At 47.5% G+C, this 26,472-nt stretch carries 23 protein-coding genes; 9 read left to right on the plus strand and 14 right to left on the minus strand.

Annotation, left to right across the window (positions count from 1 at the left end):
• The first annotated feature begins 26 nt into the window (after window positions 1–26).
• The 3 genes from WBG78_RS06755 to WBG78_RS06765 all read left to right on the plus strand — a co-directional run bounded on the left by WBG78_RS06755 (window position 27) and on the right by WBG78_RS06765 (window position 5,449).
• Entirely contained in the window at window positions 27–782 is a 756-nt protein-coding gene (locus WBG78_RS06755) for a hypothetical protein (protein WP_337325632.1), read from the plus strand.
• A gap of 59 nt (window positions 783–841) precedes the next feature.
• Complete coding sequence (locus WBG78_RS06760) at window positions 842–3,313, plus strand: zinc-dependent metalloprotease (protein ID WP_337325633.1); 2,472 nt, start codon at window positions 842–844, stop codon at window positions 3,311–3,313.
• 183 nt (window positions 3,314–3,496) lie between these two features.
• Complete coding sequence (locus tag WBG78_RS06765; protein WP_337325634.1) at window positions 3,497–5,449, plus strand: tetratricopeptide repeat-containing sensor histidine kinase; 1,953 nt, start codon at window positions 3,497–3,499, stop codon at window positions 5,447–5,449.
• On the opposite strand, the gene WBG78_RS06770 is transcribed toward WBG78_RS06765, so the two are convergent.
• From WBG78_RS06770 to rsfS, 9 genes are all read right to left on the minus strand, one after another.
• Window positions 5,439–6,563, minus strand: coding sequence for a DUF2911 domain-containing protein (locus tag WBG78_RS06770; RefSeq protein WP_337325635.1), 1,125 nt, complete (start codon window positions 6,561–6,563; stop codon window positions 5,439–5,441). The genes WBG78_RS06765 and WBG78_RS06770 overlap by 11 nt on opposite strands.
• Before the next feature lie 189 nt (window positions 6,564–6,752).
• Window positions 6,753–7,661: a diacylglycerol/lipid kinase family protein gene (locus WBG78_RS06775; RefSeq protein ID WP_337325636.1), complete on the minus strand. Its 909-nt coding sequence runs from the start codon at window positions 7,659–7,661 to the stop codon at window positions 6,753–6,755.
• A 50-nt stretch (window positions 7,662–7,711) separates the two neighbouring features.
• Window positions 7,712–7,951 carry an acyl carrier protein gene (locus WBG78_RS06780; RefSeq protein WP_337325637.1) on the minus strand — a complete coding sequence of 80 codons (240 nt, stop codon included), beginning with the start codon at window positions 7,949–7,951 and terminating at the stop codon, window positions 7,712–7,714.
• Between the two features lie 37 nt (window positions 7,952–7,988).
• On the minus strand, window positions 7,989–9,314 hold the full coding sequence (locus tag WBG78_RS06785; protein WP_337325638.1) for a sensor histidine kinase: 1,326 nt from the start codon (window positions 9,312–9,314) through the stop codon (window positions 7,989–7,991).
• A 13-nt stretch (window positions 9,315–9,327) separates the two neighbouring features.
• Window positions 9,328–10,698 carry a sigma-54-dependent transcriptional regulator gene (locus tag WBG78_RS06790; protein ID WP_337325639.1) on the minus strand — a complete coding sequence of 457 codons (1,371 nt, stop codon included), beginning with the start codon at window positions 10,696–10,698 and terminating at the stop codon, window positions 9,328–9,330.
• 153 nt (window positions 10,699–10,851) lie between these two features.
• Window positions 10,852–11,634, minus strand: coding sequence for a hypothetical protein (locus WBG78_RS06795; RefSeq protein ID WP_337325640.1), 783 nt, complete (start codon window positions 11,632–11,634; stop codon window positions 10,852–10,854).
• A 137-nt stretch (window positions 11,635–11,771) separates the two neighbouring features.
• Window positions 11,772–12,545 (minus strand): UDP-2,3-diacylglucosamine diphosphatase, encoded by a 774-nt coding sequence (locus tag WBG78_RS06800; protein ID WP_337325641.1) that lies wholly within the window; start codon window positions 12,543–12,545, stop codon window positions 11,772–11,774.
• A 97-nt stretch (window positions 12,546–12,642) separates the two neighbouring features.
• A complete protein-coding gene (ftsH, locus tag WBG78_RS06805; RefSeq protein WP_337325642.1) occupies window positions 12,643–14,691 on the minus strand; it encodes an ATP-dependent zinc metalloprotease FtsH in 2,049 nt (682 codons plus the stop codon).
• An 87-nt stretch (window positions 14,692–14,778) separates the two neighbouring features.
• Window positions 14,779–15,147 carry a ribosome silencing factor gene (rsfS, locus tag WBG78_RS06810; protein ID WP_337325643.1) on the minus strand — a complete coding sequence of 123 codons (369 nt, stop codon included), beginning with the start codon at window positions 15,145–15,147 and terminating at the stop codon, window positions 14,779–14,781.
• A gap of 77 nt (window positions 15,148–15,224) precedes the next feature.
• On the opposite strand from rsfS, the gene WBG78_RS06815 reads away from it, so the two are divergent.
• The 4 genes from WBG78_RS06815 to WBG78_RS06830 all read left to right on the plus strand — a co-directional run bounded on the left by WBG78_RS06815 (window position 15,225) and on the right by WBG78_RS06830 (window position 20,590).
• Window positions 15,225–15,959 (plus strand): biotin--[acetyl-CoA-carboxylase] ligase, encoded by a 735-nt coding sequence (locus tag WBG78_RS06815; RefSeq protein WP_337325644.1) that lies wholly within the window; start codon window positions 15,225–15,227, stop codon window positions 15,957–15,959.
• 93 nt (window positions 15,960–16,052) lie between these two features.
• Window positions 16,053–17,216, plus strand: coding sequence for a THUMP domain-containing class I SAM-dependent RNA methyltransferase (locus tag WBG78_RS06820; protein ID WP_443092764.1), 1,164 nt, complete (start codon window positions 16,053–16,055; stop codon window positions 17,214–17,216).
• Window positions 17,217–17,399: 183 nt separating this feature from the next.
• Entirely contained in the window at window positions 17,400–18,803 is a 1,404-nt protein-coding gene (locus WBG78_RS06825) for a PQQ-dependent sugar dehydrogenase (RefSeq protein WP_337325646.1), read from the plus strand.
• Between the two features lie 65 nt (window positions 18,804–18,868).
• Entirely contained in the window at window positions 18,869–20,590 is a 1,722-nt protein-coding gene (locus tag WBG78_RS06830; RefSeq protein ID WP_337325647.1) for a M3 family oligoendopeptidase, read from the plus strand.
• A 3-nt stretch (window positions 20,591–20,593) separates the two neighbouring features.
• On the opposite strand, the gene WBG78_RS06835 is transcribed toward WBG78_RS06830, so the two are convergent.
• From WBG78_RS06835 to WBG78_RS06845, 3 genes are all read right to left on the minus strand, one after another.
• Complete coding sequence (locus tag WBG78_RS06835) at window positions 20,594–21,040, minus strand: MarR family winged helix-turn-helix transcriptional regulator (RefSeq protein WP_337325648.1); 447 nt, start codon at window positions 21,038–21,040, stop codon at window positions 20,594–20,596.
• Between the two features lie 79 nt (window positions 21,041–21,119).
• On the minus strand, window positions 21,120–21,704 hold the full coding sequence (locus tag WBG78_RS06840; protein ID WP_337325649.1) for a YceI family protein: 585 nt from the start codon (window positions 21,702–21,704) through the stop codon (window positions 21,120–21,122).
• 85 nt (window positions 21,705–21,789) lie between these two features.
• Window positions 21,790–22,572 carry a tRNA1(Val) (adenine(37)-N6)-methyltransferase gene (locus WBG78_RS06845; RefSeq protein ID WP_337325650.1) on the minus strand — a complete coding sequence of 261 codons (783 nt, stop codon included), beginning with the start codon at window positions 22,570–22,572 and terminating at the stop codon, window positions 21,790–21,792.
• Between the two features lie 35 nt (window positions 22,573–22,607).
• On the opposite strand from WBG78_RS06845, the gene WBG78_RS06850 reads away from it, so the two are divergent.
• On the plus strand, window positions 22,608–23,594 hold the full coding sequence (locus WBG78_RS06850; protein WP_337325651.1) for a Gfo/Idh/MocA family protein: 987 nt from the start codon (window positions 22,608–22,610) through the stop codon (window positions 23,592–23,594).
• A gap of 57 nt (window positions 23,595–23,651) precedes the next feature.
• Window positions 23,652–24,167 (plus strand): phosphoheptose isomerase, encoded by a 516-nt coding sequence (locus WBG78_RS06855; protein ID WP_337325652.1) that lies wholly within the window; start codon window positions 23,652–23,654, stop codon window positions 24,165–24,167.
• 16 nt (window positions 24,168–24,183) lie between these two features.
• Here WBG78_RS06855 and WBG78_RS06860 read toward each other — a convergent pair whose 3' ends face one another.
• Window positions 24,184–24,915, minus strand: coding sequence for a hypothetical protein (locus WBG78_RS06860; RefSeq protein ID WP_337325653.1), 732 nt, complete (start codon window positions 24,913–24,915; stop codon window positions 24,184–24,186).
• A 123-nt stretch (window positions 24,916–25,038) separates the two neighbouring features.
• On the minus strand, window positions 25,039–26,433 hold the full coding sequence (locus WBG78_RS06865) for a serine hydrolase domain-containing protein (protein ID WP_337325654.1): 1,395 nt from the start codon (window positions 26,431–26,433) through the stop codon (window positions 25,039–25,041).
• Between the last annotated feature and the right edge of the window lie 39 nt (window positions 26,434–26,472).

Genomic DNA, 26,472 nt, shown 5'->3' on the forward strand with positions numbered 1-26,472 from the left:
GTCAGGGTTTTTAATTCCAACCCACCATGTTGAATCACATTTACAAATTCGGGCTTGCGGTCATAGTGCTCCTACAGGTCGATGTTTGCGTCGGACAGGATTCGGCGATACCATCAAGCATCCGGGCTTCATATACTATGGAAAGCTTATCGGACGGCTCCCAGGTATCCTTAAATGAGGTGCTATATGGAGTGCCGCCACCTCCGGGAAAGGTCATAGGCGACACATACCTCACTCCAAACTGGCTCAAGTCTGCCATTCAATTGTATAAAGATGACCGGGTGATTCAGGGATATTCGGTTCGATACGATATCTATGCGGATGCTCTTAACATCAAAACAGACAATGGTGTGAAGGTCCTCGAAGGTAAACGAATCAAAAGTTTCAGCTGGCAGGATTCGACCCGTGTGGAGCCTGTATTCTTTGTCAACGCACGCGATTATAAATTTGAAAATACTCCGCTCACGGGATTCTTCGAAGTTCTTGTAGATGGCCCGGCCCCTTTGTTTAAACGTACTCAGGTCCGCGTAAAAAAAGCAGACTACAACGTTTCGTTTGACGTTGGTAGTCGCGACGATAAAATTCTCAAGGAGGGAAGCTATTATGTTGGTCAAAGCAAAGCTGTTGTTGAACTCAGCAATACCAAAAAGAAGGTCCTTTCAATTTTTGGGAACAGAGCGGACGAGATGGAAAAATTCATGAGCGACAGCAACCTTTCACTCAAGAATGAGGCCGACCTCGTCAGACTATTTAAACATTATAATACATTGATCGCGCAGTAGATCGCACTTTGCAGGACTGCCTTTAATTAATAGCTTAGTAGTTTAACCTACCTAAAGCTATGAGGTATCCTTCGATAATTACTGCAATCGTTTGGTTTGCTTTTACAACATCTGTTCTCGGGCAGAAGAAAAAATCTGACTCGTCTCCAACCGTCGACCCGATTAGCAGCAAGGTGTCAGGCATGAGGCACTTCCCGGGTTACATTCCATATTATTATGATGAACCGAAGGACAAGCTGTATTTAGTCATCGAAAGATTCAATGAAGAATTCTTATACGTCCGCTCGCTTACAGCGGGTGTTGGCTCCAACGACCTGGGTCTTGACAGAGGACAAATAGGCGGCGTTCATGTGGTAAAGTTTGATCGGCGCGGCGCAAAGGTGCTGCTGACTGAACCGAATTATATGTATCGCGCAATATCAAATGACAAGGACGAGCGCAAGGCAGTGGAGGAAGCCTTTGCACAATCAGTCCTGTGGGGCTTTCCTATTGAAGCTGAAAGCGGCGGAAGAGTCCTTGTCGATGCGACTTCTTTTGTCCTGCGTGATGCCCACGGCGTGGCGCAGCGCCTTCGTGATGAACATCAGGGAGATTATCGCCTTGATGAACAGCGCAGCGCGCTCTTCCGGGAGACAACGAAGAATTTTCCGGAGAATTCCGAGTTTGAAGCCATACTTACTTTCAGTGGCAATCCACAGGGGGATTTTATTAAAAGCGTTGTTCCTTCACCTGGCAGTGTAACAGTTCGGCAGCATCATTCATTCGTCAGGCTGCCGGACAATCAGTATAAACCGCGTCCTTTTGATCCGCGCTCTGGTTACTTTGGCATTTCGTATTTCGACTATGCCACACCTGTAAGCGAGCCTATTGAAAAGCGTTTCATTGCCCGTCATAGACTCGAAAAGAAAGACCCAACGGCAACCCTAAGCGATCCCGTAAAACCTATCATATACTACCTTGATCGTGGTACTCCCGAGCCAATTCGCTCGGCGCTTCTCGATGGAGCGAGATGGTGGAACCAGGCCTTTGAGTCTGCCGGCTATCGTAATGCATTTATTGTTGAGATGATGCCCGAGGATGCCGACCCAATGGACGTCCGTTATAACGTAATTCAATGGGTACACAGATCAACGCGCGGTTGGTCGTATGGCGCAAGCGTTACAGACCCCAGGACCGGTGAAATTATTAAAGGCCATGTTACCCTTGGATCTTTAAGGGTTCGGCAAGACTTCCTGATAGCAGAAGGCCTTCTTGCTCCATATGGCTCCGAACAGGTATCGCCAGAAATGCAGCAGATGGCACTCGCCAGGTTACGACAATTGTCAGCTCATGAGGTCGGTCACACGCTGGGGCTTGCTCACGCTTACAGCGCCAGTTCAGAACAAAATGCATCGGTGATGGATTACCCGCACCCCAATGTCGAAGTTCAGAATGGAAAACTCTCATTGCAGCAGGCGTATGGCGACAGGATCGGTGTCTGGGATAAAGTAGCAATTCAATTTGGTTACCAGGATTTTCCGGATGGGACTAATGAGCGTTCAGCTTTGGACGGAATTATTCAGAAAAGCCTTCGCGACGGCTTGACTTTCTTGTCTGATCAGGATGCACGGCCTCGCGGTGGTGCGCATCCTTTTGCTCACCTATGGGACAATGGGAAGGATGCAACCAATGAGTTGGAACGCGTTCTTGAAATTCGAAAAATTGCCCTCCGTAATTTCGGTGAACGTAACATTAAACCACACGCGCCAATGGCTACCCTCGAGGAAGTTCTGGTGCCAATGTATTTTTTTCATCGTTATCAAACTGAAGCGGCAGCTAAACTGGTTGGAGGTTTAAATTATCGTTACGCACTGCGTGGTGACGGTCAGCTTGTAACAGAGTTCATCGCTCCCGACTTGCAGGAGCATGCGCTCGCCTCTCTTCTGAAGACCATCAGTCCTTCAACGCTGGCGCTACCTGAAAACATTCTGAAGAACATTCCTCCTCGTCCTATGTTTTACGATCATCATCGCGAGTTAGTGAGTGGCCGAACGGACTTGGCATTTGACGGATTAGCTGCCGCTGAAAATGCATCTCAATTAACGATTGGCTTGTTGCTGCATCCCGCGCGTGCCGGAAGATTATATGAGCATCATGCACGCGACTCGAAACAACCTTCATTAGAGTCCATTATTGATAAAATCGCGATGGCGACAACAAAAGCAGCGCCGTTAAAGGGATTTGACGCGGCTGTTCAGGTCACGACAAGTGACGTTTTCATAAGTCAACTTCTCGCCCTTTGTGGCGACGAAAATGCTTCGCAGCAAGTAAGGTCTATTGCTGTGTTGAAGGCAAATCAGTTAAAATCATGGCTTTCAAAACAGGCCGAGTCTGCTTCAGAGGAACAGTGGAAAGCACATTATGCTTCGGCTGCTGACCAGATCCGGAGGACCCTGGAGGGCCCGCCGCACCTGAAAAAGAGCAAAGACATGGCGATCCCCCCGGGACAGCCAATAGGACAGCTTGACGAACGTTTCTGCTCGCAATTCTAAGTTGTAACCCGTAGTCTGCGTGTACGGCAACGAATTGCGGAAACGTTAGAAATACATTTTTCAATCGTTTTTTCCTGCCTTGGCTTCGCGCAACTTAACCTGTGTAGGTTTTGGTCTGGATTCGACGGGAATTAGTTCGGCGACTTTGCGAAGTTTCGAAACCGTTCAGGATCTCTTTACCCTATGTTGTATCGCTCTTTGCTGCTTTGGATCACGTTAGCACTTCAGGCCGTGCCCGCCGTTGCGCAGCGAATTGACCCAGACAGCCTTCTTAATCTGATCAATACCACTCAGTCAGACACGATGCGTGTGTGGCAATTGAATTTGCTTGCCACCACTATCCGCGAACAAGACAGTAAACATGCGCTTAAGTATGCCGAAGAAGCCCGCGATCTCGCATTGCTTTTGAATTACAAAAGGGGCCAATGCAACGCACTTGAAAATATTGGATGGATCTATTACCGGCGTGGCGAATTTTCTGAAGCATTTGAGCTTTCCGCCGACGCTCTGAAGTTAGCCGAAGCTATTGATGATAAAATGCTGGCAGCCAAATGCCACAACACTATCGCTGCCGTTCGTATTGAGCAGAAACAGTATTCAGAGGGTATTGCAGATTTTAAGATAGCATATGAGATAAGCCGGGAGATCAATGATTTACCCGCTATGGCACGCAGCATTAACAATATCGCATTTTGCTTCCTGCAAAATGAACAGATCGACTCTGCTAATTTTTATGCAAAGCAGGCACTTGCGCTGAGCAAACAAGCCAATACGAGATATCTGCTTGGTTTCGCCCTCCGCACTCTCGGAGACATTGATATGGCCGAAGGAAGATATCAGGATGCACTGTTGAAATTTAATGAAGTGATCGGCATTGCAACTGAACTGAGAAACATCTTTCTGCAAGTGTCAACTAATCATCGGATTGGAAAGGCACATTACGTACTGGGAAAATATACACAGGCGCTGAACACCTTAATTGCCAACCTGGATGTCGCCCGGAAATATGGTTTTAAAAGTGAACTCGAACGTTCTTTGAAATTGATCGCCGAGATTCACGCATCTGCTGGCGAATTGCACCGCGCATATGACTATCAGGGACAATATCTGAGCGTCCATGATTCTCTGCAGGAACAGAGGAACAACGAAAAAAACGCTTTGTTGCAAGCAAGGTTTGATTCAGAAATCAAAGAAGCCAGAATTGAACTTTTGACGAAAGAGGCACAGTTGAAACAGGAAGAAATAAATAGTCAGAGGTTGTGGATGTACTTTTCGATCGGCTGCCTGACGCTGATGATGATTCTTGCTTTTGTCTTATTGTACAGTAACAGGCTTAAGAAAAAGGCAAATGATGAACTTGCTTCGAAGAACGAAGAAATCGCCGAGCAGGCCGCTCAATTGAAAAGCATTAACACCACGAAGGATAAACTATTTTCAATCATTAGTCATGACCTGCGCAGTCCATTGGCAAGCTTGCGTGGGTTGGTTACGGTGATGGGATTGGGCGGCTTATCGAAAGACGAGTTTATTGAATCATCCCGGAAGCTTAGAAAAAACCTTGATTCAGTGCAGGGTGACCTTGACAACCTTCTCGTTTGGGCACAATCCCAGCTTAATGGATTGCAGAGTAACCCTGTGGCTATGCGTCTGCGGCCGGTGATAGAAGAGAAGATCGACCTTTTCAGCGAAGTAGCTCATCAAAAGGATATAACTATCCTGAATGAAGTCGATGAGTCTTTGTCTATTGTTGCCGATCGCAATCACATGGGGCTTGTTATAAGAAATCTTCTCGCTAACGCAATTAAGTTCAACAGACCTGGTGGACTCATTCGTATCAGTGAAAAGCGTGTCGGAGACTTTTTTGAGATCTCCGTGACAGATTCAGGAATTGGAATGACCCCTAATGATCTTGGACGCTTGTTCAATGCGGCCACGCACTTTACAAATCCTGGAACACACCAGGAAAAAGGAGCAGGGATCGGCCTGCTCCTTACCAAAGAATTTATCGAAAAAGATGGTGGAATGATTTGGGCTAAGAGTGAATTAGGCAATGGGTCATCATTTACGTTCACTGTAAGACCTGATGTTAAACAGCATCGCTCAATGCCACATGCTGCACACTCTCTTATCCCTTAAGCTTCTTTAACTCGCCCTCGTAATAAGCAAGGTTACTTTTCTGGTCTGACGGAATATTCTTGATGGCGCTTTCCCAATTTTTTATCGCGTTCTTTTTGTCGTCTATCACAGTGTAGGCACGTGCGAGGCCAACGTACGTGGTAAACTTGTCATCAGGGTGAAGCTTTTTGTTAAGCTGAAATATTTCCAGCGCTTTGTCTGTTCGCTTGGCAGCAAGCAAAGATCTGCCATAATCGTGAACTTCCTGCACGGAAACACCGGGTAGCCTGACAGCTTCGGCCATGATTGCATCAGCATCTGTCGCCTTGTTCATGACGTTAAGCACCATTGCCTTCGAAGACAGCGTTTCGAAAGTTTTCTGTCCTACATAAGGCATACTGATGGCAAGGTCGGCCCACTGAAGTCCCTGATCCAAAGCCACCTTATTCTGCGCGCAGAAACGGGCAGCCGCGGCAAAGTTCTTGTAGTCAAATCCAGTTTCAGTTCCATTTAACTCACCCCGGATTTTGTCCACATATAGTTCGAGGACATTCGGTACTTCAACTTTAAAACCTATCCGCTTATTTTCCCAGGCGAGATAAGCGTGGGCAGACTTTGATTGACGGTCATCGAAATTGTAGGTAAGCCATTCGGTGTAAGGCCAGTCTTCCAATGCAGCGTTTACACGCAATGCATCTTCCGACTCGCTATAAAAATAACTGCCCCAGGAGGATGAATTCCTGCTGAAGATCCACTGAGAAGGTCCCTCTTTTGACAGGGCGAGGAATAAGCCATAAGTGCCTGCCTTTAACGGCTTACCTTCAATCAGAACATCATGGGAAAACTTGATCGTTGTATTTTCATTTGCTCCTGCCCGCCAGGGTGCCGACTTGGAAGGTCCGAAGCCCTGATCAACAAACCCGTAGTGGACAAGCTCTCCCCAGATATGACCTTTCCGGTCTTCACCGTTCGAGCCATGCACATCCGGGCTGCTATAAGTTATGGTGGTAGAAACAAGTCCGATCATCTGTGTTACAGAAGACTTTTGATTGTCACCACTTGGTGGAGTAGTGATTTGAGCTGAGGTGACTACCGCTATTGATAGCAGCAGGAGAAGTCCTATGGGAGTTTTCATTGTTTGGTGGTTAGTGAGTGTTTATCGTTCGTTGGTTAATGAGTTTTTATTGTTAAACAAGTCGGCCCCGGATTGGCGCATAAGTGTAATCAAAGATATAACCCCCTTAGCGTAGTTCGCTGTCACCCTGCTAGCGTGATTTGACAAATTTTCTGATGCGAGTTACCTGGCCAGACTGGAAAGGCCAGCTCAGACGACACGCTTTACGTTAGATGGATAAAGTACCTTCAGGGCGCGGGGTTGAAGAACGATGTCAAAGTGGTTTGATGTTCCCGCAGGCTCTCCATCGACATGATACGAGACAGGCTCGCTTGTAGTTAATTGCAGTGCCGCAGTTTCGAGAATCTCGCTATAGGGTGATTGTCCCACTCTTCCCGCGAAGAAGTCGTAAAGGAAGTCCATGCGGTAGAGCGGTATTTTTTTGAGGAGGTTAACGTGAAGTAGTCCGTCGCAGACCGAGGCCGTGGGGGCAATGTATGCGTTGTTGCCATACTGTGAAGAGTTAGCGATCGCTACAATGAACGCGTGCCGGTGTATGGTAAATTCTTTGGATCGGATGTCAACCTCGAACTCGCGAAAAGCGGTGAATTCTCTTATCGTTACCGTTACGTAGCCCATCAGGCCGCGTCCGCTTTTTACACCAAACAAATTTGTAACGTGCCCGTCGAAGCCTATGCCGGAGACATTCAACGATAACTTTCCATTTACTGTGAAGACATCAATAGCCAATTCTTCACTTTTGAATAAAGAAGCCAGCGCCTGGGTGGGATTCAACGGGATGCCTAAATGCCGCGCGAGACCGTTGCCTGAACCTCTTGGGACAATCCCCATCGCGGTATCAGTACCCACTAACCCTCTTGCTACCTCGTTCATAGTTCCGTCACCTCCCACGGCAACTACAATGTCCGAACCGTTTGCAGAGGCTTCACTGGCCAGCAGAGTTGCATGACCTGCCGATTCTGTGTGCCTGATAGCAAGTTCAGCATTGTTGGTGCGGGCATATTGGGCAATGAGTTGCTCCAATGCTGCCGCCTGACCAGCACCTGCTCTGGGGTTGATTATAAAAGTTATCTTCTTGTTTTCGACTGGAGATGGCATCACTCGTGAGTTCGAGAAAAAATTGCCCGTTCCATCAGCAGCGCAAGCGCCTACTTGTTCATTTTATCCTGAATGTATTTGACAGCCTGCCCGAAGGTTTGCAGCTTCTCAGCATCATCGTCGGGAATTCGAATGTCGAATGTCTGCTCAAACTCCATTACAATTTCTGCGTAGTCAAGAGAATCGATGCCCAGGTCCTTTACAAAGTTTGCATCAGATGTGATCTCAGATTCAGCAATGCCCAATTTCTCAGTGAGTATCCTTGTGACTTTTTCGGGTACGTCTTGCATAGCGCTGTTTACAGTTTCGCAAAGGTAAATAATTGACTCAGAATCGCATAAAAAATTCTGTCCCTTTGCCCACCGTTGACTTAACAGTCAGCGTGCCCTGATGCTGGCGCATGATCTGTCTGGAGAGACTTAACCCGATACCGGATCCAGTCTTCTTCGTGGTGAAGAATGGAATGAAGATCTTCTCCATTGCCTCAGGATCGATCCCGCTTCCATTGTCTTTCACCGATATAACCGGTCGTGACTTTTCATTTATAGAAGCTCTGAGCTCTATAGTTTTAATGTCCTGCTCTTCAAATGCCTGGATGGCGTTCCGCAGCAAATTGATGAGCACTTGCTCGATCATGTTCTTGTCTGCCGATATAGTCAGATCTTCAGGATAAACCGTGGTTTTAAGGGTAATGCTTCGATCGGTCAGGTCGCGACGGTGAAGCATCGACAGTTCGTCAAAAAGATTGTGAATGTTTATCTGTACAGGCCTCGGTTTGGGAATACTGGTAAGGCTTCGGAACTCCTTTACGAAATGAATTAGGCCATCACTGCGCTTACTGATTGTCTGCAGGGAGAGATGGATGTCGCTTAACTGATCCTGAGTTAAGGCCGTGCCACCTCCGTTGGTCACAAAAGGTTTCAATTCCTCTTCGACGATTCCAGCTAATGATGAAATCGGAGTAACGGAGTTCATGATTTCGTGCGTAAGTACGCGCACGAGATTTTGCCACGCTTCCATTTCCTTTTCCTCCAATTCACTTTGGATGTTCTGAATTGAAATAAGCTTTACATTCTCACCTCTTAGCGTCAGCTCGATGGCGTATATCGAAAGTTGGACGAACTCTTCGCCTATGCGCAGGCGCACCAGTTCGCGGCCACCGGTCTTCAGTTTTTCAACAACGTTTACCAATGTCTCGCTAACGGCCTTGAGGTCGTTCACATGTTCAGCCCGGTTGATTCGTAAAAGTTTACGAGCCGCACTGTTAAAAATTTCGATGTTGCCATCCTCACGGAAAACGATCAAGCCGATACCCACGTGCATCACAATGTTCTTGAAGAAGAGAAACTCGGAGTCTTTCTCCCTGCGTGACATTCTCAGCTTGGTCATCGCTTCATTCATTTCCTGGTGAAGTCTCTTCACTGCAGGATCGGCGCTTTCCGTCTTGAAAGAATAAGAGAGATCATCGAACTGAATGGAATCCAGGAACGAGGCCAGATTTTCATTGGACCGATCAAGGTATTCGATAAGGAGCTTCACCTGATATGCACTTACAGCCAGGAAGATCAGTGCGTACAACCAGTCTACTCTCGAAAAAGCAAAGAACGAGAACAGAAAAATCGACGCCCCGAGGAATGCGATCCTGGGTAACACAGGTGATTTCCAATTAAAGTGCATATTTCTCCATGCGGCGATAGAGTGACGCACGTGTCAACCCCAACTCGTCGGCGGCTTTCGAGATATTACCATTGTGCATCTGTAAGGCCTTAGCTATAGCAGCGCGCTCCACTTCGTCAAGATTAAGCGTGTTGTTGACCGGACCGGAAGTCAGCGATCGGCTTAACAGAAAATCACTTTCCTGCAGCGACGATGAATCAGTCATGATCACGGCACGCTCGATCGCGTGTTGTAATTCACGGATGTTGCCAGGCCACGCATAGCGCTTCAAACGATCCATCGCGTCCGGAGCTATCGTGGTTACGTTCTTATGATACTTCCGTGCATAGTAGTTCAGGTAATGATCAGCAAGCAGCGGTATGTCTTCAACGCGTTCAGATAAAGGCGGCACCCGGATCTCAACCGTATTTATACGATAGAGGAGATCCTGCCGGAATGTGCCTTCCTGTACCATCTTATGCAGCGGCATATTGGTAGCACAAACTAGTCTTATGTCAACAGGAACAGATTGATTAGATCCAACCCTGGTCACCATGCGCGATTGCAGCGCACTCAACAACTTGCTTTGCAGGCTCAAGTTGAGATTTCCAATTTCATCAAGAAAGAGTGTACCGCCGTTTGCCAGTTCGAAACGACCCGGTCTATCCTCGCGGGCATCAGTGAAGGCTCCCTTCTTATGTCCAAATAGCTCACTTTCGAATAGGGTATCCGTTATCGCCCCCATATCTACGGATACAAAACTGTTATCCTTTCGAAGTGAACGCTGATGAATTGCCCGGGCTATCAATTCCTTGCCGGTTCCATTTTCACCTAGTATAAGTACGTTTGCGTCCGTTCGGGCTACTTTGTCGATGAGGCCAAATACCTCCCGAATTGACCCGCTTTGGCCAATGATCTCACCAAAGGGTTTACTGATCTGCTCTTCGAGCATTTCCTTCGCTTTCTTCAGTTTGTCCACCTGATTGTAGGACTGCTTTAAGCGAATTGCCGTTGAAATCGTAGCGATAAGTTTTTCATTCTGCCAGGGCTTCAATATAAAGTCAGTTGCGCCCTGCTTGAGTGCACGCACCGCCATTTCAACATCGCCGAACGCAGTAATGAGAATCACCACTGCCGACGGATCGTGTTGCAGGATCTGTTCGAGCCAGTAAAAGCCCTCCTTGCCGCTGGTGATGTCCTTGCTGAAGTTCATGTCTAGCAGAATAACATCATACGTATCGTTATTCAATAGAAAAGGAATCTTTTTGGGGTTCTTTTCGATGATCACGTGATGGCTCTGCTTCTTTAGCAGCATCTTCGCTGCCAGCAGAACGTCTTCATCATCGTCGATCATCAGGATTTTGCCGCCTTCCGAAGTCATGTCTGATGATTGTCTGGATTTAGGTGAATTGATTCTTATCAGGGAATATTGTGCCAACCACTAAAACGCCCTTTTTGGCATTTTGGCTGCACCTGCTTGTCCTTGAATGTACAAATATGTTCAAAAGTGAACAGTTTTCCGCGTTCAAAAAGCTTATCGTGGCGCCTGAAATATCTCGACTCTGTTTCCATTAACTGAAAATAGTCGTGTATCGGTAAGAAGTGAAAAGGACGCCTGCCGCATAAGCTTAACCGAACGCGTCTCAGTGTTGAAAAGATTGAAGAATGAGAGTTGTCCTGCGCCTTCAGGATAGTATAACTCCTCGCCAAGGAAGTTGAAATATTGGATGCTGCCTGACCCGATAGTTCGAAGTTCTTTGCCCATGCTGCTGAAGATCACAATGCCACGCGAAGGATGGAGCACGAACAGAAAACCCTGATACTCCCTCATATATTTAATATCGGCCACACCAGGACTAAATTTTATCTCTGCGTCTATACGGGACGTTGCACTGTTGATTTTTCGGATGACGTTGTCGGCAGCATCCGCAATCCAAACGTTGTAGTCGCCGCTTGGACAAATCAGCCAGGGGCTAATCGCAAACGCCGAGTCTACCGGATAGGAGGATAGTTCACGCGAAGAACTGAAATAAACATAGTGCTGTTCTTCCCGGTAATAAGCAAACAAACGCGAGCCGTCGCGGGGATCGAACAGGGTTGGTTTTCCTTTTGCAACGGGTAAAAGCAGGATGTTGCCATCAGTATCAACACGAAACATCTTTCCGTTCCGAAGTGAAGCGTAAAGGTCGCCAGGACGATCAATTGCAACTCCTGTGACTTCGTCCTCCAGCGAAACAGATTTCATTGGCTTTTGAGCGTTTACCGGCATTGATGCCAACAATCCTGCAACGAATAAGAGAGTGATTTGCAAGGACATACGTCTGATAATCAGTTTTTTCAACAGAGCCATGCGTTCAATTCATGTCAGTACTAAACGAGAATGCTATTCAGAGATATATCAATTTGGGTTTCGAAATGATCGGGGATATTCATCGTGAGCCCGTATTAAATTGATCAACCTGTGAACGTCTCCAGTTCGACATCCCTTCCGTCGTATACTCCATACGTATTGAAGTTGACCCATTCTCCGAGATTGATGTATCTGCTTCGGTCTCCAACTTTGATATTGAGGGGAAGATGTCTGTGACCGAAAATATAGTAATCGTGATGCTCCCGCTGTTCAACTTCGCGGCAGTAGACAAGGAGGTACTCATTGTCTTCTCCCTTAAACTCATCCTCACCCTTTTTATTATTGCTTATGCGACTCTTCTGTGACCAGTATTTTGCAATTCCTATTCCAAGATTTGGATGAAGCCGCGCAAACATCCATTGGCAAAACCTGCTGTTGAAGAACCACTTGATAATCTTGTATTGGAAATCGCCTGGCCCCAGCCCATCGCCGTGACCGATCATTAATTTCTGCTGCCCAACAATTAGCTGCTGCGGATCGCGATGCACGGGTATTCCCAATTCCTTTTCGAAATAGTCAAACATCCACATGTCATGGTTGCCGGTGAAAAACATGACGGGAATACCAGCGTCGCGCAGCTCAGCAAGCTTTCCCTGGAGGCGTATAAATCCCTTGGGAATTGCATGCCGGTATTCAAACCAAAAGTCAAATATGTCGCCCAGTAAATAGATGGTGTGAGCATCGCCTTTGATAGCATCGAGCCACCGTACTATCTTCTTTTCACGTTCAAGGCTTGCTTCCGGAGTAGGTACTCCAAGATGAAAGTCCGAGGCGAAGTAGATCTTTTTTCCTTCGAGGCTTGTGAGCTGTTCAGGCATAAAAAAACTCAGGTGGGCAGTCCACCTGAGTTCAAAAGTAATATTATTCGCGACAATTTATCAGCAGACAATTGCACTGCCGGCTTCTGCTGATTGTCTATGCCAGATCTTCCCGTTCACCTTCGAGTGTTGGAGTCGGGTCGACACCAGGTTGCTCATTCTCTTGCTGCTTTTTCTCATACTTACCCGAGCCGTTAGTAAACTGCTGGTAAGTAGTAAGCTTTTCAAAAGGACGTTTTCCAATCAGACGTTCAAGATCCGCCTGGAAAAGAATTTCTTTCTCCAGTAGCTCCTTCGCGATGAGGTCAAGATGCTGACGATGTTGTGTCAATAATCGCTTGGTGCGTTCGTAAGCCTCATCAATAAGGCGTTTCACTTCATTATCAATCTTCTCGGCCGTAGCTTCAGAATATGGTTTCTGGAACGAATATTCAGATTGCTTGGAATCGTAAAAGGAGATGTTCCCTATAATTGGATTCATACCATAGATGGACACAATACTGTAGGCCATTTTGGTAATGCGTTCGAGATCGCTTAGCGCACCCGTTGATATCTTTCCAAATACAATTTCCTCAGCTGCGCGTCCACCAAATGCCATGCACATCTCGTCAAGCATCTGCTCAGTTTGATAAAGGAACTGCTCGCGGGGGAGATATTGGGCGTAGCCCAATGCAGCAACTCCACGGGGTACTATACTCACCTTCACCAGTGGATCTGCGTGCTCCAGGAACCATCCTGCAACGGCGTGTCCTGCTTCATGGAAGGCAACGATCTTTTTCTCCTCTGGAAGTATGATCTTGTTCTTCTTCTCAAGACCGCCAATCACACGGTCGATGGCGTCCTGGAAGTCCTGCATATCTACTGCTTTCTTGTCGCGACGTGCGGCAATAAGAGCAGCCTCATTACATACGTTGGCAATCTCAGCTCCGGCAAAACCGGGAGTTTGGGCAGCAATCTTTTTAACATCTACACCCGCATCAAGCTTAATCGGCTTGAGGTGAACTTTGAAGATGGCCTCACGTCCTACGATGTCCGGTTTATCAATGCTTATCTGACGATCAAAGCGTCCAGGCCTCAGCAATGCAGAGTCAAGTACATCCGGGCGGTTCGTAGCTGCAAGGATGATAACACCCGAGTCAGTAGCGAAGCCGTCCATTTCTACAAGCAACGAGTTCAGCGTGTTCTCACGCTCGTCGTTTGCTCCGGGCAACTGTCCGCGTCCCCTTGAGCGACCAATGGCATCTATTTCATCGATGAACACGATACAGGGAGCCTTTTCTTTTGCCTGCTTGAACAGGTCACGTACACGTGCTGCGCCTACTCCCACGAACATCTCTACAAAGTCAGAACCTGACAGCGAGAAGAAGGGGACGCCAGCTTCGCCGGCAACCGCTTTCGCAAGAAGGGTCTTACCTGTTCCCGGAGGGCCAACGAGGAGTGCGCCTTTCGGAATCTTACCGCCGAGGCGGGTAAACTTGCTTGGAGTCTTAAGGAAGTCTACAATTTCCTTCACTTCCTCTTTGGCTTCATCCAATCCGGCAACATCAGCGAAAGTAATTTTTACCTTGCTTTCTGCATCAAAAAGTGCAGCCTTCGATTTGCCGATATTAAATATCTGCCCGCCAGGACCAGCTCCACCGGTCATTCGACGCATCAACATCCAGAAACCGAACAACAGCAGGAAAAGGAATCCCCACTGGATGAACACCTGGAAGTAGTCCTCCCGATCCTCAGTCTTGTATTCCGGTGACTGTTCAGCAGTCAGTTTATCGCGGAATATCCGGAACTCCTGATCGAAATTTCCTGAGTCCACAACCTTCATGACAAAATGAGGGCCTGCAGCACTGCTCGATCCAAATGTGCCCTGATTCAGGCGGTCCTTATATTTTGCATTCTGCAACGCCTCGTTCTTAAGCGTCACTTCAACAAATTTTCTGTTTTGAACAAGCGTTACACGACGCACGTCGCCTGCCTTCACCATCTGTTTGAAATCATCGTAATCCAGGTCCTGCAAATTGCTGGAATTGCTGAAGTACATGACGCCCAGAATGACGGCGATCGAAGCCAGGATAACCCAGATCTGGTAGTTACCCCGAGGCGGTTTCGTCGGCAGCAGAGGCTTGTTATTATCTTTCTTGTCAGCCATTTCTAATTGTTAATCAATAATTTAGTTCAGTCTATTTAAGTATCTGGTTATTAGTCTTCTTACGAGAATCAGCAGAAGCGCTTATTATTAGTCGATTTCCCGGATGTCCGCATCGCCCCACAATCTCTCCAGTGCATAAAACTCGCGCTTGTCTTTCCGGAATACATGTGCCACAACATCAATATAGTCGAGTAACATCCACTCTTTATTGTTCTTGCCTTCAGTGTGCCACGGATTTTCTTTCAACGCCTTGAAAACCTCGGCATCAATAGAATCGGATATCGCATCAAGCTGCTTGTCCGAATTTCCCGAACATATCACAAAAAAGTCGGCTACTGAATTCTTTATTTTCCGGAGATCCATAACCACAATATCGGTGGCTTTTTTCTCCTGCATTCCTTTTACAATCGCATCACTAAGCTTTTCTGCACTGGCTCCCTTTCTTTTTTTGGCCATTAATCTTTAATGCTTTACGTTTAACCCACAAAATTAATCAAAATACTTTGTATAAAATTCCTGCCAAATCGCTTTTCATGGGTAAGGAGGTGGTTTATATGCCGGAATGTCATTCTACAAACAGCTTCGCACTCGATCGCTGTCAGCAACTTCCGCCACCATCAGAAGGAACGATCATAATTACCAACAATCAATATGCCGGGCGCGGACAGCGCGGAAACGACTGGAAAGCATCACCGGGGGAAAATCTAACATTCTCTATCATTTTGAAACCTGGGTTCCTTGCACTGAGCCAACAGTTCTTACTGAACGTCTGCAGTGCGCTCGCGGTTGCAGATTTTCTTTCGGCCGAAGGGTGCAACGACGTTTCCGTTAAATGGCCCAATGATGTGTATATCGGCAAAAAAAAGGTTTGTGGTATTCTTGTTGAATCGCAGATAAGAGGTAATCAATTGATTTGGTCAATAATGGGTATTGGTCTGAATATCAACCAACAAAGCTTTCCTATCTCATCTGCTACTTCGTTATCATTGGAGACAAATCGCCCCTATATTTTGGATGATTGCCTGAGCAACCTGGTGCCTTTTGTAGAGGCGCGATATCTCCAGGCAAGGCAGGGACACGAAAATACATTGGTCAGCCAATACCAGTCCCGATTGTATTGGGCAAACGAAACTCACCTGTTCGAGTCTGCCGGGCGCGGACTATTCAAAGGAGTAATTTCTGGAGTTGATTCAACAGGGAAATTAAAAATTCAGATAGGGGGAGAGACAGCAGCTTTCGGCACGAAAGAAATTGCATTTGTTGAGTAATATCGGCACCGACGGGATATTGTGGTTGCAGATGATACCAACTCAGCATTTAATACCTTCGAATCTTAATTAGTCAACCGGACTTATCCATCGATGATCCTTACGCCATTCATTACTCGATCCAAAGTAGTTGTCACTTGCAGTAAGCGCCTGGCGCCTTTCCTTGAGTCCGAAATCAGAAATCTCGGTTTTATTCCTGAAAGCGTTTTTCCTACTGGCGTCATTGTTCGCGCAACAATGAACGAGTGTATCAGGCTGAATCTGAATCTGCGGTGCGCGAGTCAGGTTCATTACTCACTTGAATCATTCCGTGCGAATCACCCGGACGATGTTTACAGACATGTCGTCGACATGCCATGGGAAAAGTTACTTGGCCCCGACGACTACTTTTCTATCACCAGTAACGTAGATCATCCGACGATCAATAACAGCATGTTCGCGAATGTTCGGGTGAAGGATGCTGTTGTCGATCGTATGGTACGGGTCAATGGCCGACGCCCCAATTCTGGGTCAGAACTTTCAGGCGCGGTTATATATCTCTTCTGGAAAGGTGAACACGCTGAAATCTTCATCGACACCTCCGGTGACTCACTGGCGAAGCATGGCTACAGAATGATTCCCGGCAAAGCTCCGATGCTTGAGGGCCTCGCATCAGCGACGTTATTAGCTTCGCGATGGGACAAGGTTTCTCCTTTTGTTAATCCTATGTGCGGTTCCGGTACCGTGGCTATCGAAGCCGTGTTACTGGCGACAAACCGAGTCCCTGGACTGTATCGTGAGAATTATTCATTCATGCATTTCTCTGGCTACGAAAAAAAAATCTACGACGACGCTCTTCGCACGATCCGCCGGCAGGTCGTAGATGTGCCAGGGTTGCAGGTAATAGCTTCCGACATTAGCCGTGACGCAATTGACATCGCTCAGAAGAATGCCTCATTCGCAGGCGTTGAAAAACTGATAAACTTCAGATTGTGTGACTTTGCAGAGACACCTGTACCGGAGACCCCTGGCGTCATTTATTTTAATCCGGAGTACGGTGAAAGATTGGGCGCTGAAAGTCAGTTGGAGGAAACGTACGCCCGCATGGGCGACTTCCTCAAGAAGAAATGCCAGGGTTATCTCGGTTACGTTTTTACCGGGAATCTGGATCTCGCAAAGAAGATTGGCCTTCGTGCCTCAAGCCGAATTGAATTTTATTCAGCCAGAATAGACTGCAGACTGCTTGAATACGAGCTGTACGCCGGCAGCAGGCAGTAAGTATTCACTTTACCCAGAGTGTGTAATTTACTCAGCATTTGTGACCATCAGTAACACGGCAGGCAGGCATTACTAAAGTGCCATTTCGCCAGTACACCATAGCAGGCTAGGTAATGGCTTCACCGATACGTGGCACAAATTTTCCTCGGCTTTGACCAGGAGCCTGTTTAATAAGTCAAAGCCATGAAATCAACAACGTCGTACGATAATACTAACGCGCCCTTTTATGCGAGTTGCGAATATCTTTCAAACAAGGCTGGTCGAGTCGTTAAACTGGCATTATGTGTATTGCTAAGTTGCGTACTTATTCAAAGTTATTGTCAGGAGCAAGGCACCAAAGGTCACGGTAATGCAGACACGATAGCATTGCCAAAGCCACACGCGACAAAGTCAAAGATGAACTTTTCTAAAGTTCAGGGTTGGGAGAATGGAAGAAAACCAACGGCACCCAACGGATTTACAGTTGAGCAATTTGCCGGCGGCCTGCAAAATCCCCGAACTACTTATGTTACTCCGAACGGCGACATACTTGTCGTGGAGTCCAACACCCCGCATTCTTTCCTGGAAAAGATTGGAGCAGCAATCATTGGCGCCAACAAATCGAACAGCATGAAAAAAAGCGCTGACAGGATCACACTGCTTCGGGATACTAATGGAGATGGGACGCCTGATGTACGTCAGATTTTTCTCGAAGGACTAAATCTCCCCTTTGGTGTGCTGGTGCTTAAGGATTGGTTATATGTAGCCAACACTGATGCGTTATGGAGATTTCCATATCGTTCGGGCGATCTGAAAATTACCGGGAAAGGAGAGAAGCTCGTTGACTTGCCTGCTGGAAAAAACAATCAGCACTGGACCCGCAATATTATTGCAAACAAGGACGGTTCGAAGATATACATCGCTGTCGGCTCGGGAAGCAATGCGGCCGAAGACGGCTTTGAGGAAGAACTTCTGAAGGCATCAATTCTCGAGGTTAATCCTGACGGCACTGGAATGCGCACGTATGCTTCCGGACTTCGCAACCCTGTCGGTATGGGATGGGCGCCCGGAACAAACACACTATGGACTGTTGTGAATGAAAGGGATTTACTTGGCGATGATCTTGTGCCAGACTACCTCACAAGTGTAAAAGAGGGTGGATTCTATGGATGGCCTTATTCATACTTTGGGACGAACAGGGATGAACGCGTGAAAGATGACCGTCCCGCCTCAGCGTTAAAAGAAACTGTTGTTCCCGATGTAGGCTTGGGTTCGCATACCGCTTCGCTGGGGCTTACCTTTGTTGACAATTCTAAATTTCCCTCGAAGTATCGCGAAGGTGCAATCATTGCCCAGCATGGATCATGGAACCGCTCGACCTTATCTGGCTATAAAGTGATGTTTGTCCCTTTCAGGAACGGCAAACCATCAGGCCCTCCGGAAGATTTTATAACAGGCTTCATGGCCGACATAACAAAAGACAAAGTCTATGGTCGTCCGGTAGGCGTTACGTTGCTTCCTGAGGGAAAAGGATTTCTTATTACAGACGACGTTAACAATGTGATCTGGAAAGTCGGAACGCATGAGAATAGGGTAGTGAAGCGGTAAGCTCTGCGGCTTTGGCTCCTTTGCTCATTTTCCTATTTTGCGTCTTCAACTAAGTCCAGATAGTTATGAACGCCATAGAAATTCCGCAGCGGCCAACCCGCCATTTCCTTGCTGAAGACTTTAAAGTATCCTCCTGGGAACAGATAAAACCACTGTTCGACAACCTGCTTGAGCGCGAGATAGCCAGCGTCGATGACCTCAAAAAATGGTTCCTTGACCGAAGTGAGCTGGAATCTGTACTGTCGGAAGATTTGGCGTGGCGTTATATTAACATGACGTGCTACACTGAGAACGATCAGTACCGGGCACGCTATCAGGACTTCATCGAAAATATTCAACCGCAGATTGCACCGGTCGCTGACCAACTGAATAAGAAAGCGGCTGCGTCGTCTTCCCTCGATACTCTTTCGAAGCAGGAGGGATACGACCTGATGATCCGAAATCTAAAGAAGGAGATTGAAATCTTTCGCGAGCAGAATGTACCTCTCTTTACAGAGATGAGCACCGAGAGTCAGAAGTTTGCTCAGATCAACGGAGCAATGTCGGTTGAAATTGACGGTAAGGAATTGACGCTCCAACAAGCTTCTGTATTACTACAGTCAACTGACCGGAGCAAACGCCAGGATGTTTACAACAAGGTTGTTGATCGGCGATTATCGGACAAGGACAAACTCAATGACCTTTTTTCGAGATTGGTTTCATTGCGCGATCGCGTGGCACGCAATGCCGACTTCAAGAATTACCGCGACTACATGTTCAAAGCACTTGGGAGATTTGATTACACTCCCAAAGACTGCTTTGATTTTCACGACGCAATAGCCCATGAAGTTGTGCCGATTCAGGACATCTTCTCAAACGAACGAAAGTCACAACTGAAAGTAGCCTCTCTGAGACCATGGGATAAAGCTGTCGACCCGGAAGGACGTGAAGCCCTCAAGCCTTTCACAAGTGGCAAAGAACTGACTGAAAAAACTATCGGGGTTTTCAAAAAGCTCGATCCCTTTCTCGGGCAGTGCCTGGAGATCATGCAACAAATGGGGCATTTGGACCTGGAGTCAAGAAAAGGAAAAGCTCCGGGTGGATACAACTATCCGCTGGCTGAAATTGGAGTTCCTTTCATTTTCATGAACGCGACATCTACACTGCGCGACATGGTAACTATTATGCACGAGGGAGGACACGCCGTTCACAATTTTCTTACCCGTGATCTGCCATTGAATGATTTTAAGTCAACCCCATCTGAAGTAGCTGAGCTCGCTTCTATGTCTATGGAACTGATTTCCATGGACCATTGGGATGTATTCTTTCCTTCGCCGGAAGATCTCAGGCGCGCCAAGCGCGAACATTTGGAAGACATTATTGAAACATTGCCCTGGGTAGCCACCATTGATCAGTTCCAGCACTGGATATATGAGAATCCTTCCCACACTCTTGATGAACGAAAGGCTGCATGGAACAGGATCTTCGATCGCTTTGCAGACACAGTTACAGATTGGTCAGAACTTCAGGCAGCCAAGGATTATCTCTGGCAGAAGCAGCTTCACCTCTATGAAGTACCATTCTACTACATTGAATATGGAATGGCACAACTCGGAGCCATTGCCGTTTGGAGGAATTTCAGGCAGGATCCGAAGAAGGGGCTTGCCGGATATCAGGCGGCCTTAAAGCTCGGATATATGCGCACAATCCCGGAAATCTACAAGGCCGCAGGTATTCGTTTCGACTTCAGTCGAAGTTACATCCATGAGCTAATGACGTTCGTCCGGGAAGAACTGGCTAAGATTTGAAAGTCATCCTCTTGACTTGTCAAGAAGATCACTTAGCAAAAGTGCATCGGTTTCGTTGAGATGGAGAATGTTGTCAAGCTTCTGCTGCACTTTGTCCATCTCAGCGAGGAGCTGCAACCCCTCGGCTGTAAGATTAACATCTGCAGCGCGTTTGTCGCTGAAACTGGTTTTCTTGCTGACAAGTCCTTTTGCAATCATTCGGTCCAATAAGCGAGACACGTCGGAGTTCTTATCCAGCATTCGGGCCTTGATTTCAGTAGCGGATATACTCTTGGGATGCTGACCGCGCAGAATGCGCATGATGTTGAATTGCTGGAGCGTAACGTTATAGGATTTAAAAACATCCTTTTGTCTTGCGAGTAGCCAGTTGGTTGTGTACAACAGGTTAATCACAGCCTTTTGATTCGCACTAACGAATCGCTGCTGTTTGATTTCGTCTTCGATCTTCATGGTCTGGGCAAGTGAACCCTCGCTGTGCCGCTCGAATGGCCTGTGGCGAGGGTTCCTAAAATACTATCTGAGTACAAGGTCAGACTTTCTTGTCTGCTTCAATTCTGCATACTATCTGCACCTTGTCGCTAACAACCAACTCTCCTCCAGGTGCCGTCTTCGCCCACGTCAATCCGTAGTCCTTGCGGTCAATTTCACCCGACAATTTAAAGCCTGCTTTCTTGCCGCCTTTGTCGTTCGAGTTCATCGTTCCACCATAAGTAACATCAAACTGCACGGGCTTTGTAACACCGTGTATTGTGAAGTCGCCCTTTAAAACGTACTTCGTGCCACTCTTTGCCAGTGTGCCTTTGAAAGTTATTTCAGGGAACTTTTCAGCGTCAAAGAAATCAGGTGACTTAAGGTGACCATCTCTTCTTTCGTTGTCTGTGTCGACTGAAGCCGTCTTTGCAGTAAATGCGACAGTTGCTCCATCAAAGTCATCACCCTTCGCTGTTACTGTGCCGTCAAAATCTTTAAAGTTTCCTTCTACTTCACTCACGGCCATGTGAGTAACAGTAAAACCAATTTTTGTGTGTGCCTTGTCCAGCGTCCATGTTGCCTGTCCGTAGCTGACGCCTGCAGCAAACAACAACACCAGGGGGCCAATGTGTTTAAGTTTCATAGTTAGCGGTTTAATGTAAAACAAAAATAGGGGAAGTTTTCAAAGTCGGTTGTTCAAACAATTAAGAATTTCCGGAGAATCGGCTCTAATTCGACCCTCGTTCGTCAGATTTTGGAAACGATCCCGCCCTGGGAAGATACAAATCCTGTGTAAGTGCCGAATATTTCGCTGTCCATTCATCGCCTTCAGCATAAAGCAGTATCTCTTCTTCGCGAGGAAAAGATGTCGGCCTGTCTAACAACGATGACTTGCCTTCCGCCCGCATGAAGGTCATCATTACGCGTTCTACCTTCTTACCAGCGCGCGTTCTAAACCGGCAAACACGTGTAGTCTCAAAGCCCTTCGCCTCCATAACTCTCTTGAATTGATCACTCTCGCCCGGAGGCATGATGAAACTCGCGGTTCCCCCTTTCGTCATCAATCGTTCAACAGCTTTGGAGAGTGCTTCATGATCTAGTGTTACCGTATGCCGTGCCGCAGTCCGACCCTCCCTAGGAGGCAGAAGGCTATTGATAAAATATGGCGGGTTACAGAGAATGACATCGTACTGATATGCCGGATGATGGTCCTGTATGGCGCAGCAAATCATTTGAATGCGATGCGACCAGGGAGACGACGCAACATTGGAAGCGGCCTGGTTGCAATCGCCGGACTGGATCTCGATTCCGTCGATGAGGCAACTATCGCTTGTTCTTTGCGCAGCCACCAATGCGATCACGCCAGATCCCGATCCAATATCAAGAATGCGATGCGCACTTTGTACTTCTGCCCAGGCAGCCAGAAGCACAGCATCAGTCCCAACCTTCATGCTGCATTGATCATCCGCGACGGCGAAGCGTTGAAACTGAAAATGCGACCTTGTTTTCATACCTTGCCCGTTGCGAATGCAAAGTATTAAGACACATGCAAAAAATAAGATGGGGAATACTCGGATGCGGCAAGATCGCTAACAAATTTGCCGCCGACCTGAAACTTGTTGATAACGCTGAGCTTGTTGCTGTCGGCGCCCGGGACATCGAACGGGCACGTTCTTTTGCATCAACATACGGAGCATCTCTTGCTTTCGATTCGTACGTCGGACTCGTAACATGCCCGGGCGTTGATGTCATCTATGTTGCCACGCCGCACGGCTATCATCATGAGCATACACTGTTATGCCTTCGTCATGGAAAGGCAGTCCTTTGCGAAAAAGCACTTGCCCTCAACCTTCGCCAGGTGAAAGAAATGATTGAAGAGTCGAAAAGATCCAATGTGTTTTTGATGGAGGCGTTCTGGACAAAGTTCCTGCCGCAGTATCAAAAAATGCAGTCAATAGTAAGTGAGGGAACGATCGGACAAATCAGATTCGTCCAGGCAGATTTTGGATTTAATGGTGGCGACGTACCTGCACAGCGCCTTTATGATCCGGCGCTTGGCGGAGGCTCGTTACTCGATATCGGAATTTATCCTGTGTTTCTGGCGGTTTCCCTGTTGGGCCGCCCGGTGAATGTCAACGCCATCATGGATGCTTATGACACTGGAGTGGATAAGCAGATCGCCATAAATCTACAGTTTGAATCGGGCGCACTGGCAACCCTTTCTTCTTCCTTTGAGGTTGAAACTCCCGTAACTGCAACAATCATGGGAACGAGAGGCTATATCAAAATGAAGAATCGTTTTCACAATGCCACCTGCGAGTTGGAACTGGTGATGGGGCGGGACAATCATCAGGACATAGAGGTTAGTCGTGAGAGTGGGTATGGTTATCAGTTTGAGGCCAGACATGTCTCAGACTGCATGCGCGATGGTTTGAAAGAAAGTCCTGTTATGAGCTTCAATGATTCATTGCTCCTAATGGAAACCCTGGATCGGATCCGGGAGCGTTGTGGGATTCGGTATGCGGTAGACTGAGGGGATTAATTTGTCAGATTTTGTCCTTACATTTCGGGTTCAACTTTATGATCAAACATGGAAAACGAGCTTAAACTGAATGGTTCAAAAGAACAGGTACTTGGTACGGTTGAACAGCACCTTTCTAAACTTGGACTTAAAGTAGCTTCCAAAGACTGGACACGCCCCTGGGGTGGATTTTTTGTGCTGGACGAAAGTCAGGCATCTGCGTTCGCGAAAAGATACTTTCCTGATATTGAAATTGATACCCTGAAAATCAGCGGCAAGCTTAGTCCGAAGATCCTGATGGTTGACGCAAACAAGAGACTGTCATGGCAGTACCATTTCCGCCGGGCCGAGATCTGGAAACTGGTTGCAGGGACTGCGGGTGTTGTTACCAGCGAAACGGACAACGAAGGACCGGTTCACAAACTCTCGATCGGTGAGATTATCCGGCTCAAACAAGGACAGCGTCATCGTCTCGTAGGTCTGGATGGGTGGGGGATGGTTGCCGAAATATGGCAACATACCGATGCAGCTAAACCATCAGATGAGGATGACATCGTCCGACTTCAGGACGACTTCGGCAGGTAGCAGCAGAAGCCGGCAACTATTTCCAGGAAAAGGCCAGGTTCAATACTCCACGACCCATCGTCGTTTCAATTGTTGTGTGGCTTGGCGTACCGGGCACCATCCCGCCGGTTTCCGATGGCATCCAGGTCTCCGTTTCATAGACTGTGATTGCTTTTTGCTGTTTAAATCCTGCAGAAATGGCGATGCGTAAATTATGATACCGCAGTCGATAGCCGGCTAATGCAGCGAACATCGGTCCGCCATGTTGCTCATCAGGCAGCAACGCATTGGTGTACCCCTGAAACCAGGCAAAAGAAAAGCCGTACTGGCCCTGAACAAAAAGGGCGTGGGTATTCCTCGTGCCAACGAGGTCATATCCTACCGACCCGAACATTGGCGCTGCAAGCCAGCCGACGTAGGTATCGAAGCCGACTCCCGCACCAACCCTTAATTTTCTGCCCAGTGTGACGCCATGAATCGTGGAGGTAGAGGAAGTGAATTCAGGACCCGTCCCACAACTGCATCCCGCAAGCATTGCCATTCCTACATCAAAGTAATATCGCGTGAACTGACCAACTTTTGCCGTGTCGCGGAATACAGACACACTTCGCTCCACCGTTGCTGGCGGAGTGCGTGATAAAGGGGTATAATATATAGAGTCGCTATCAAAGTCTGTGTTCTGTGCATCAGTAGCAGTGACAATACAGGTCAAAGCGACAAGCATCAGAGCTGTTACACACAACGGATCGAAACGTTTGACAAGTAACATGGTGAAGGCTGGTAGTCACGGATTGGACACAGTTTGTATGAGGAAAGTTGTAACGCCATCACATGCATCAATGCCCTGGTTAACAGACTTAAGAACATATGCAGCACCTGTCGATGTTTGACATTATTTCGGGCCACCGCCATCGTCCACTGCTTCCATCACTTCTGTGACAAGCCGCTCGATTGCAAAGCCGTGATGTGAGACACCGAGCCGAACAACGACCAGCTTGTGAGAAGGAACTAACACGATCCACTGGTCTTCGAAACCGTCGGCCCAGTAAGCATCCGTAGGCAGGTTGGGAAATTTTCTTTCCGATGGATTATCTGGCGCACCCGCATTCAGATGCCATTGGGCTCCATATTCTCCCCTTAAGGCTGCTGGTGCCGGCGTGCGTGTATACTCAACCCATCCTTTAGGTAAAATCTGCCGACCATTCCAAATCCCATCATTGAGATAAAGCAAACCAAAGCGTGCCCAGTCTCGTCCGGTTGCATAGCTGTAAGACGATCCGACAAATGTACCCGATGCATCAGGCTCAATGAGCGCATGATTCATTCCAATCAGGTAGAACAACGAATCGTATGGAAATCTGTAATACGATTCATCACCCAGCGTCTGGCGTATAAGACGAGCCAGTATGTTTGATGTTCCACTGGAATATTGAAAGCGACTTCCAGGGGCTTCCTTCAGTGGCAGGCTGGCAGCGTAGCCAGCTTTGTCGTCGGTAAGAATGAACATGCGATGGAAGTGAGATGTCGGCACGAAATACGATTCTGTCCACTCCAGGCCGCTGCTTGCCTGCAGCAGTTGGTTTAGCGTGATTGCATTACGCTCATCATCTTTCCATTCTGCAAACGGTAAGGGCTGCTCTAACGTTAACTTACCCGACTTCACAAGAATCCCAATCAGAGCGTTGGTAATACTTTTTGTCATCGACCAACCCATGTGAGGCTTATTAACGTCATTGTCGCTGGCATATCTCTCGGCAACCAGTTGTCCATCGTAAACCACCAGCACTGCATCAGTATTTTTTGGTCCATCCGGTTCATCTTCATTGAATGCCTCGGTTATTGCTGCGTGTAGCTTTACCGTGTCGATCGCAGGTGACACCTGTGACAACCTATCGCCCATGGGCCAGTCTATAGTGTCCTGTCGGCTGATAGGTGGATCTGCAACCGCTATCTTTTGCCCCCGGATGTCGTCTTCGCTTCGTTCTGCCAGAAGGGTACACCCCAGGCCCTTCCTGAAAATTGCTTTGCTGGTTCGCCATAGGACACGAGCTGTTACGGTCTTCTGTTTTTCATCGATATCAATCGACGCGTCCGAAAGTCCTGGAAAGACCTTCAATTCTTTGTCTCGCACGCTTTGTGGAGAACGATCGCTTACAAAAACGCAGGAGCACATGGTTTTGGCAGCCATACCCGCCATGATAGGAGGGGCGGTAATTGCCGCATACGCGATGGCAGCGACCAGAAGTACCAGTACAATAAGGCCCAGTAGCTTGAATAATCTTTTCATACTTCAGTTATCGAAGGCCCGAATCGATCGGGCATTCTC

Origin of the sequence: Chryseolinea sp. T2 (assembly GCF_037203685.1) — a bacterium.
Classification (GTDB): domain Bacteria; phylum Bacteroidota; class Bacteroidia; order Cytophagales; family Cyclobacteriaceae; genus Chryseolinea.

Bases quoted from the DNA above. Each gene is read 5' to 3' on its own strand.
- WBG78_RS06755 (WP_337325632.1), top strand. From the start codon at position 27: ATGTTGAATCACATTTACAAATTCGGGCTTGCGGTCATAGTGCTCCTA.
- WBG78_RS06760 (WP_337325633.1), top strand. From the start codon at position 842: ATGAGGTATCCTTCGATAATTACTGCAATCGTTTGGTTTGCTTTTACA.
- WBG78_RS06765 (WP_337325634.1), top strand. From the start codon at position 3,497: ATGTTGTATCGCTCTTTGCTGCTTTGGATCACGTTAGCACTTCAGGCC.
- WBG78_RS06770 (WP_337325635.1), bottom strand. From the start codon at position 6,563: ATGAAAACTCCCATAGGACTTCTCCTGCTGCTATCAATAGCGGTAGTC.
- WBG78_RS06775 (WP_337325636.1), bottom strand. From the start codon at position 7,661: ATGCCATCTCCAGTCGAAAACAAGAAGATAACTTTTATAATCAACCCC.
- WBG78_RS06780 (WP_337325637.1), bottom strand. From the start codon at position 7,951: ATGCAAGACGTACCCGAAAAAGTCACAAGGATACTCACTGAGAAATTG.
- WBG78_RS06790 (WP_337325639.1), bottom strand. From the start codon at position 10,698: ATGACTTCGGAAGGCGGCAAAATCCTGATGATCGACGATGATGAAGAC.
- WBG78_RS06795 (WP_337325640.1), bottom strand. From the start codon at position 11,634: ATGTCCTTGCAAATCACTCTCTTATTCGTTGCAGGATTGTTGGCATCA.
- WBG78_RS06800 (WP_337325641.1), bottom strand. From the start codon at position 12,545: ATGCCTGAACAGCTCACAAGCCTCGAAGGAAAAAAGATCTACTTCGCC.
- ftsH (WP_337325642.1), bottom strand. From the start codon at position 14,691: ATGGCTGACAAGAAAGATAATAACAAGCCTCTGCTGCCGACGAAACCG.
- rsfS (WP_337325643.1), bottom strand. From the start codon at position 15,147: ATGGCCAAAAAAAGAAAGGGAGCCAGTGCAGAAAAGCTTAGTGATGCG.
- WBG78_RS06815 (WP_337325644.1), top strand. From the start codon at position 15,225: ATGGGTAAGGAGGTGGTTTATATGCCGGAATGTCATTCTACAAACAGC.
- WBG78_RS06820 (WP_443092764.1), top strand. From the start codon at position 16,053: ATGATCCTTACGCCATTCATTACTCGATCCAAAGTAGTTGTCACTTGC.
- WBG78_RS06825 (WP_337325646.1), top strand. From the start codon at position 17,400: ATGAAATCAACAACGTCGTACGATAATACTAACGCGCCCTTTTATGCG.
- WBG78_RS06830 (WP_337325647.1), top strand. From the start codon at position 18,869: ATGAACGCCATAGAAATTCCGCAGCGGCCAACCCGCCATTTCCTTGCT.
- WBG78_RS06835 (WP_337325648.1), bottom strand. From the start codon at position 21,040: ATGAAGATCGAAGACGAAATCAAACAGCAGCGATTCGTTAGTGCGAAT.
- WBG78_RS06840 (WP_337325649.1), bottom strand. From the start codon at position 21,704: ATGAAACTTAAACACATTGGCCCCCTGGTGTTGTTGTTTGCTGCAGGC.
- WBG78_RS06845 (WP_337325650.1), bottom strand. From the start codon at position 22,572: ATGAAAACAAGGTCGCATTTTCAGTTTCAACGCTTCGCCGTCGCGGAT.
- WBG78_RS06850 (WP_337325651.1), top strand. From the start codon at position 22,608: ATGCAAAAAATAAGATGGGGAATACTCGGATGCGGCAAGATCGCTAAC.
- WBG78_RS06855 (WP_337325652.1), top strand. From the start codon at position 23,652: ATGGAAAACGAGCTTAAACTGAATGGTTCAAAAGAACAGGTACTTGGT.
- WBG78_RS06860 (WP_337325653.1), bottom strand. From the start codon at position 24,915: ATGTTACTTGTCAAACGTTTCGATCCGTTGTGTGTAACAGCTCTGATG.
- WBG78_RS06865 (WP_337325654.1), bottom strand. From the start codon at position 26,433: ATGAAAAGATTATTCAAGCTACTGGGCCTTATTGTACTGGTACTTCTG.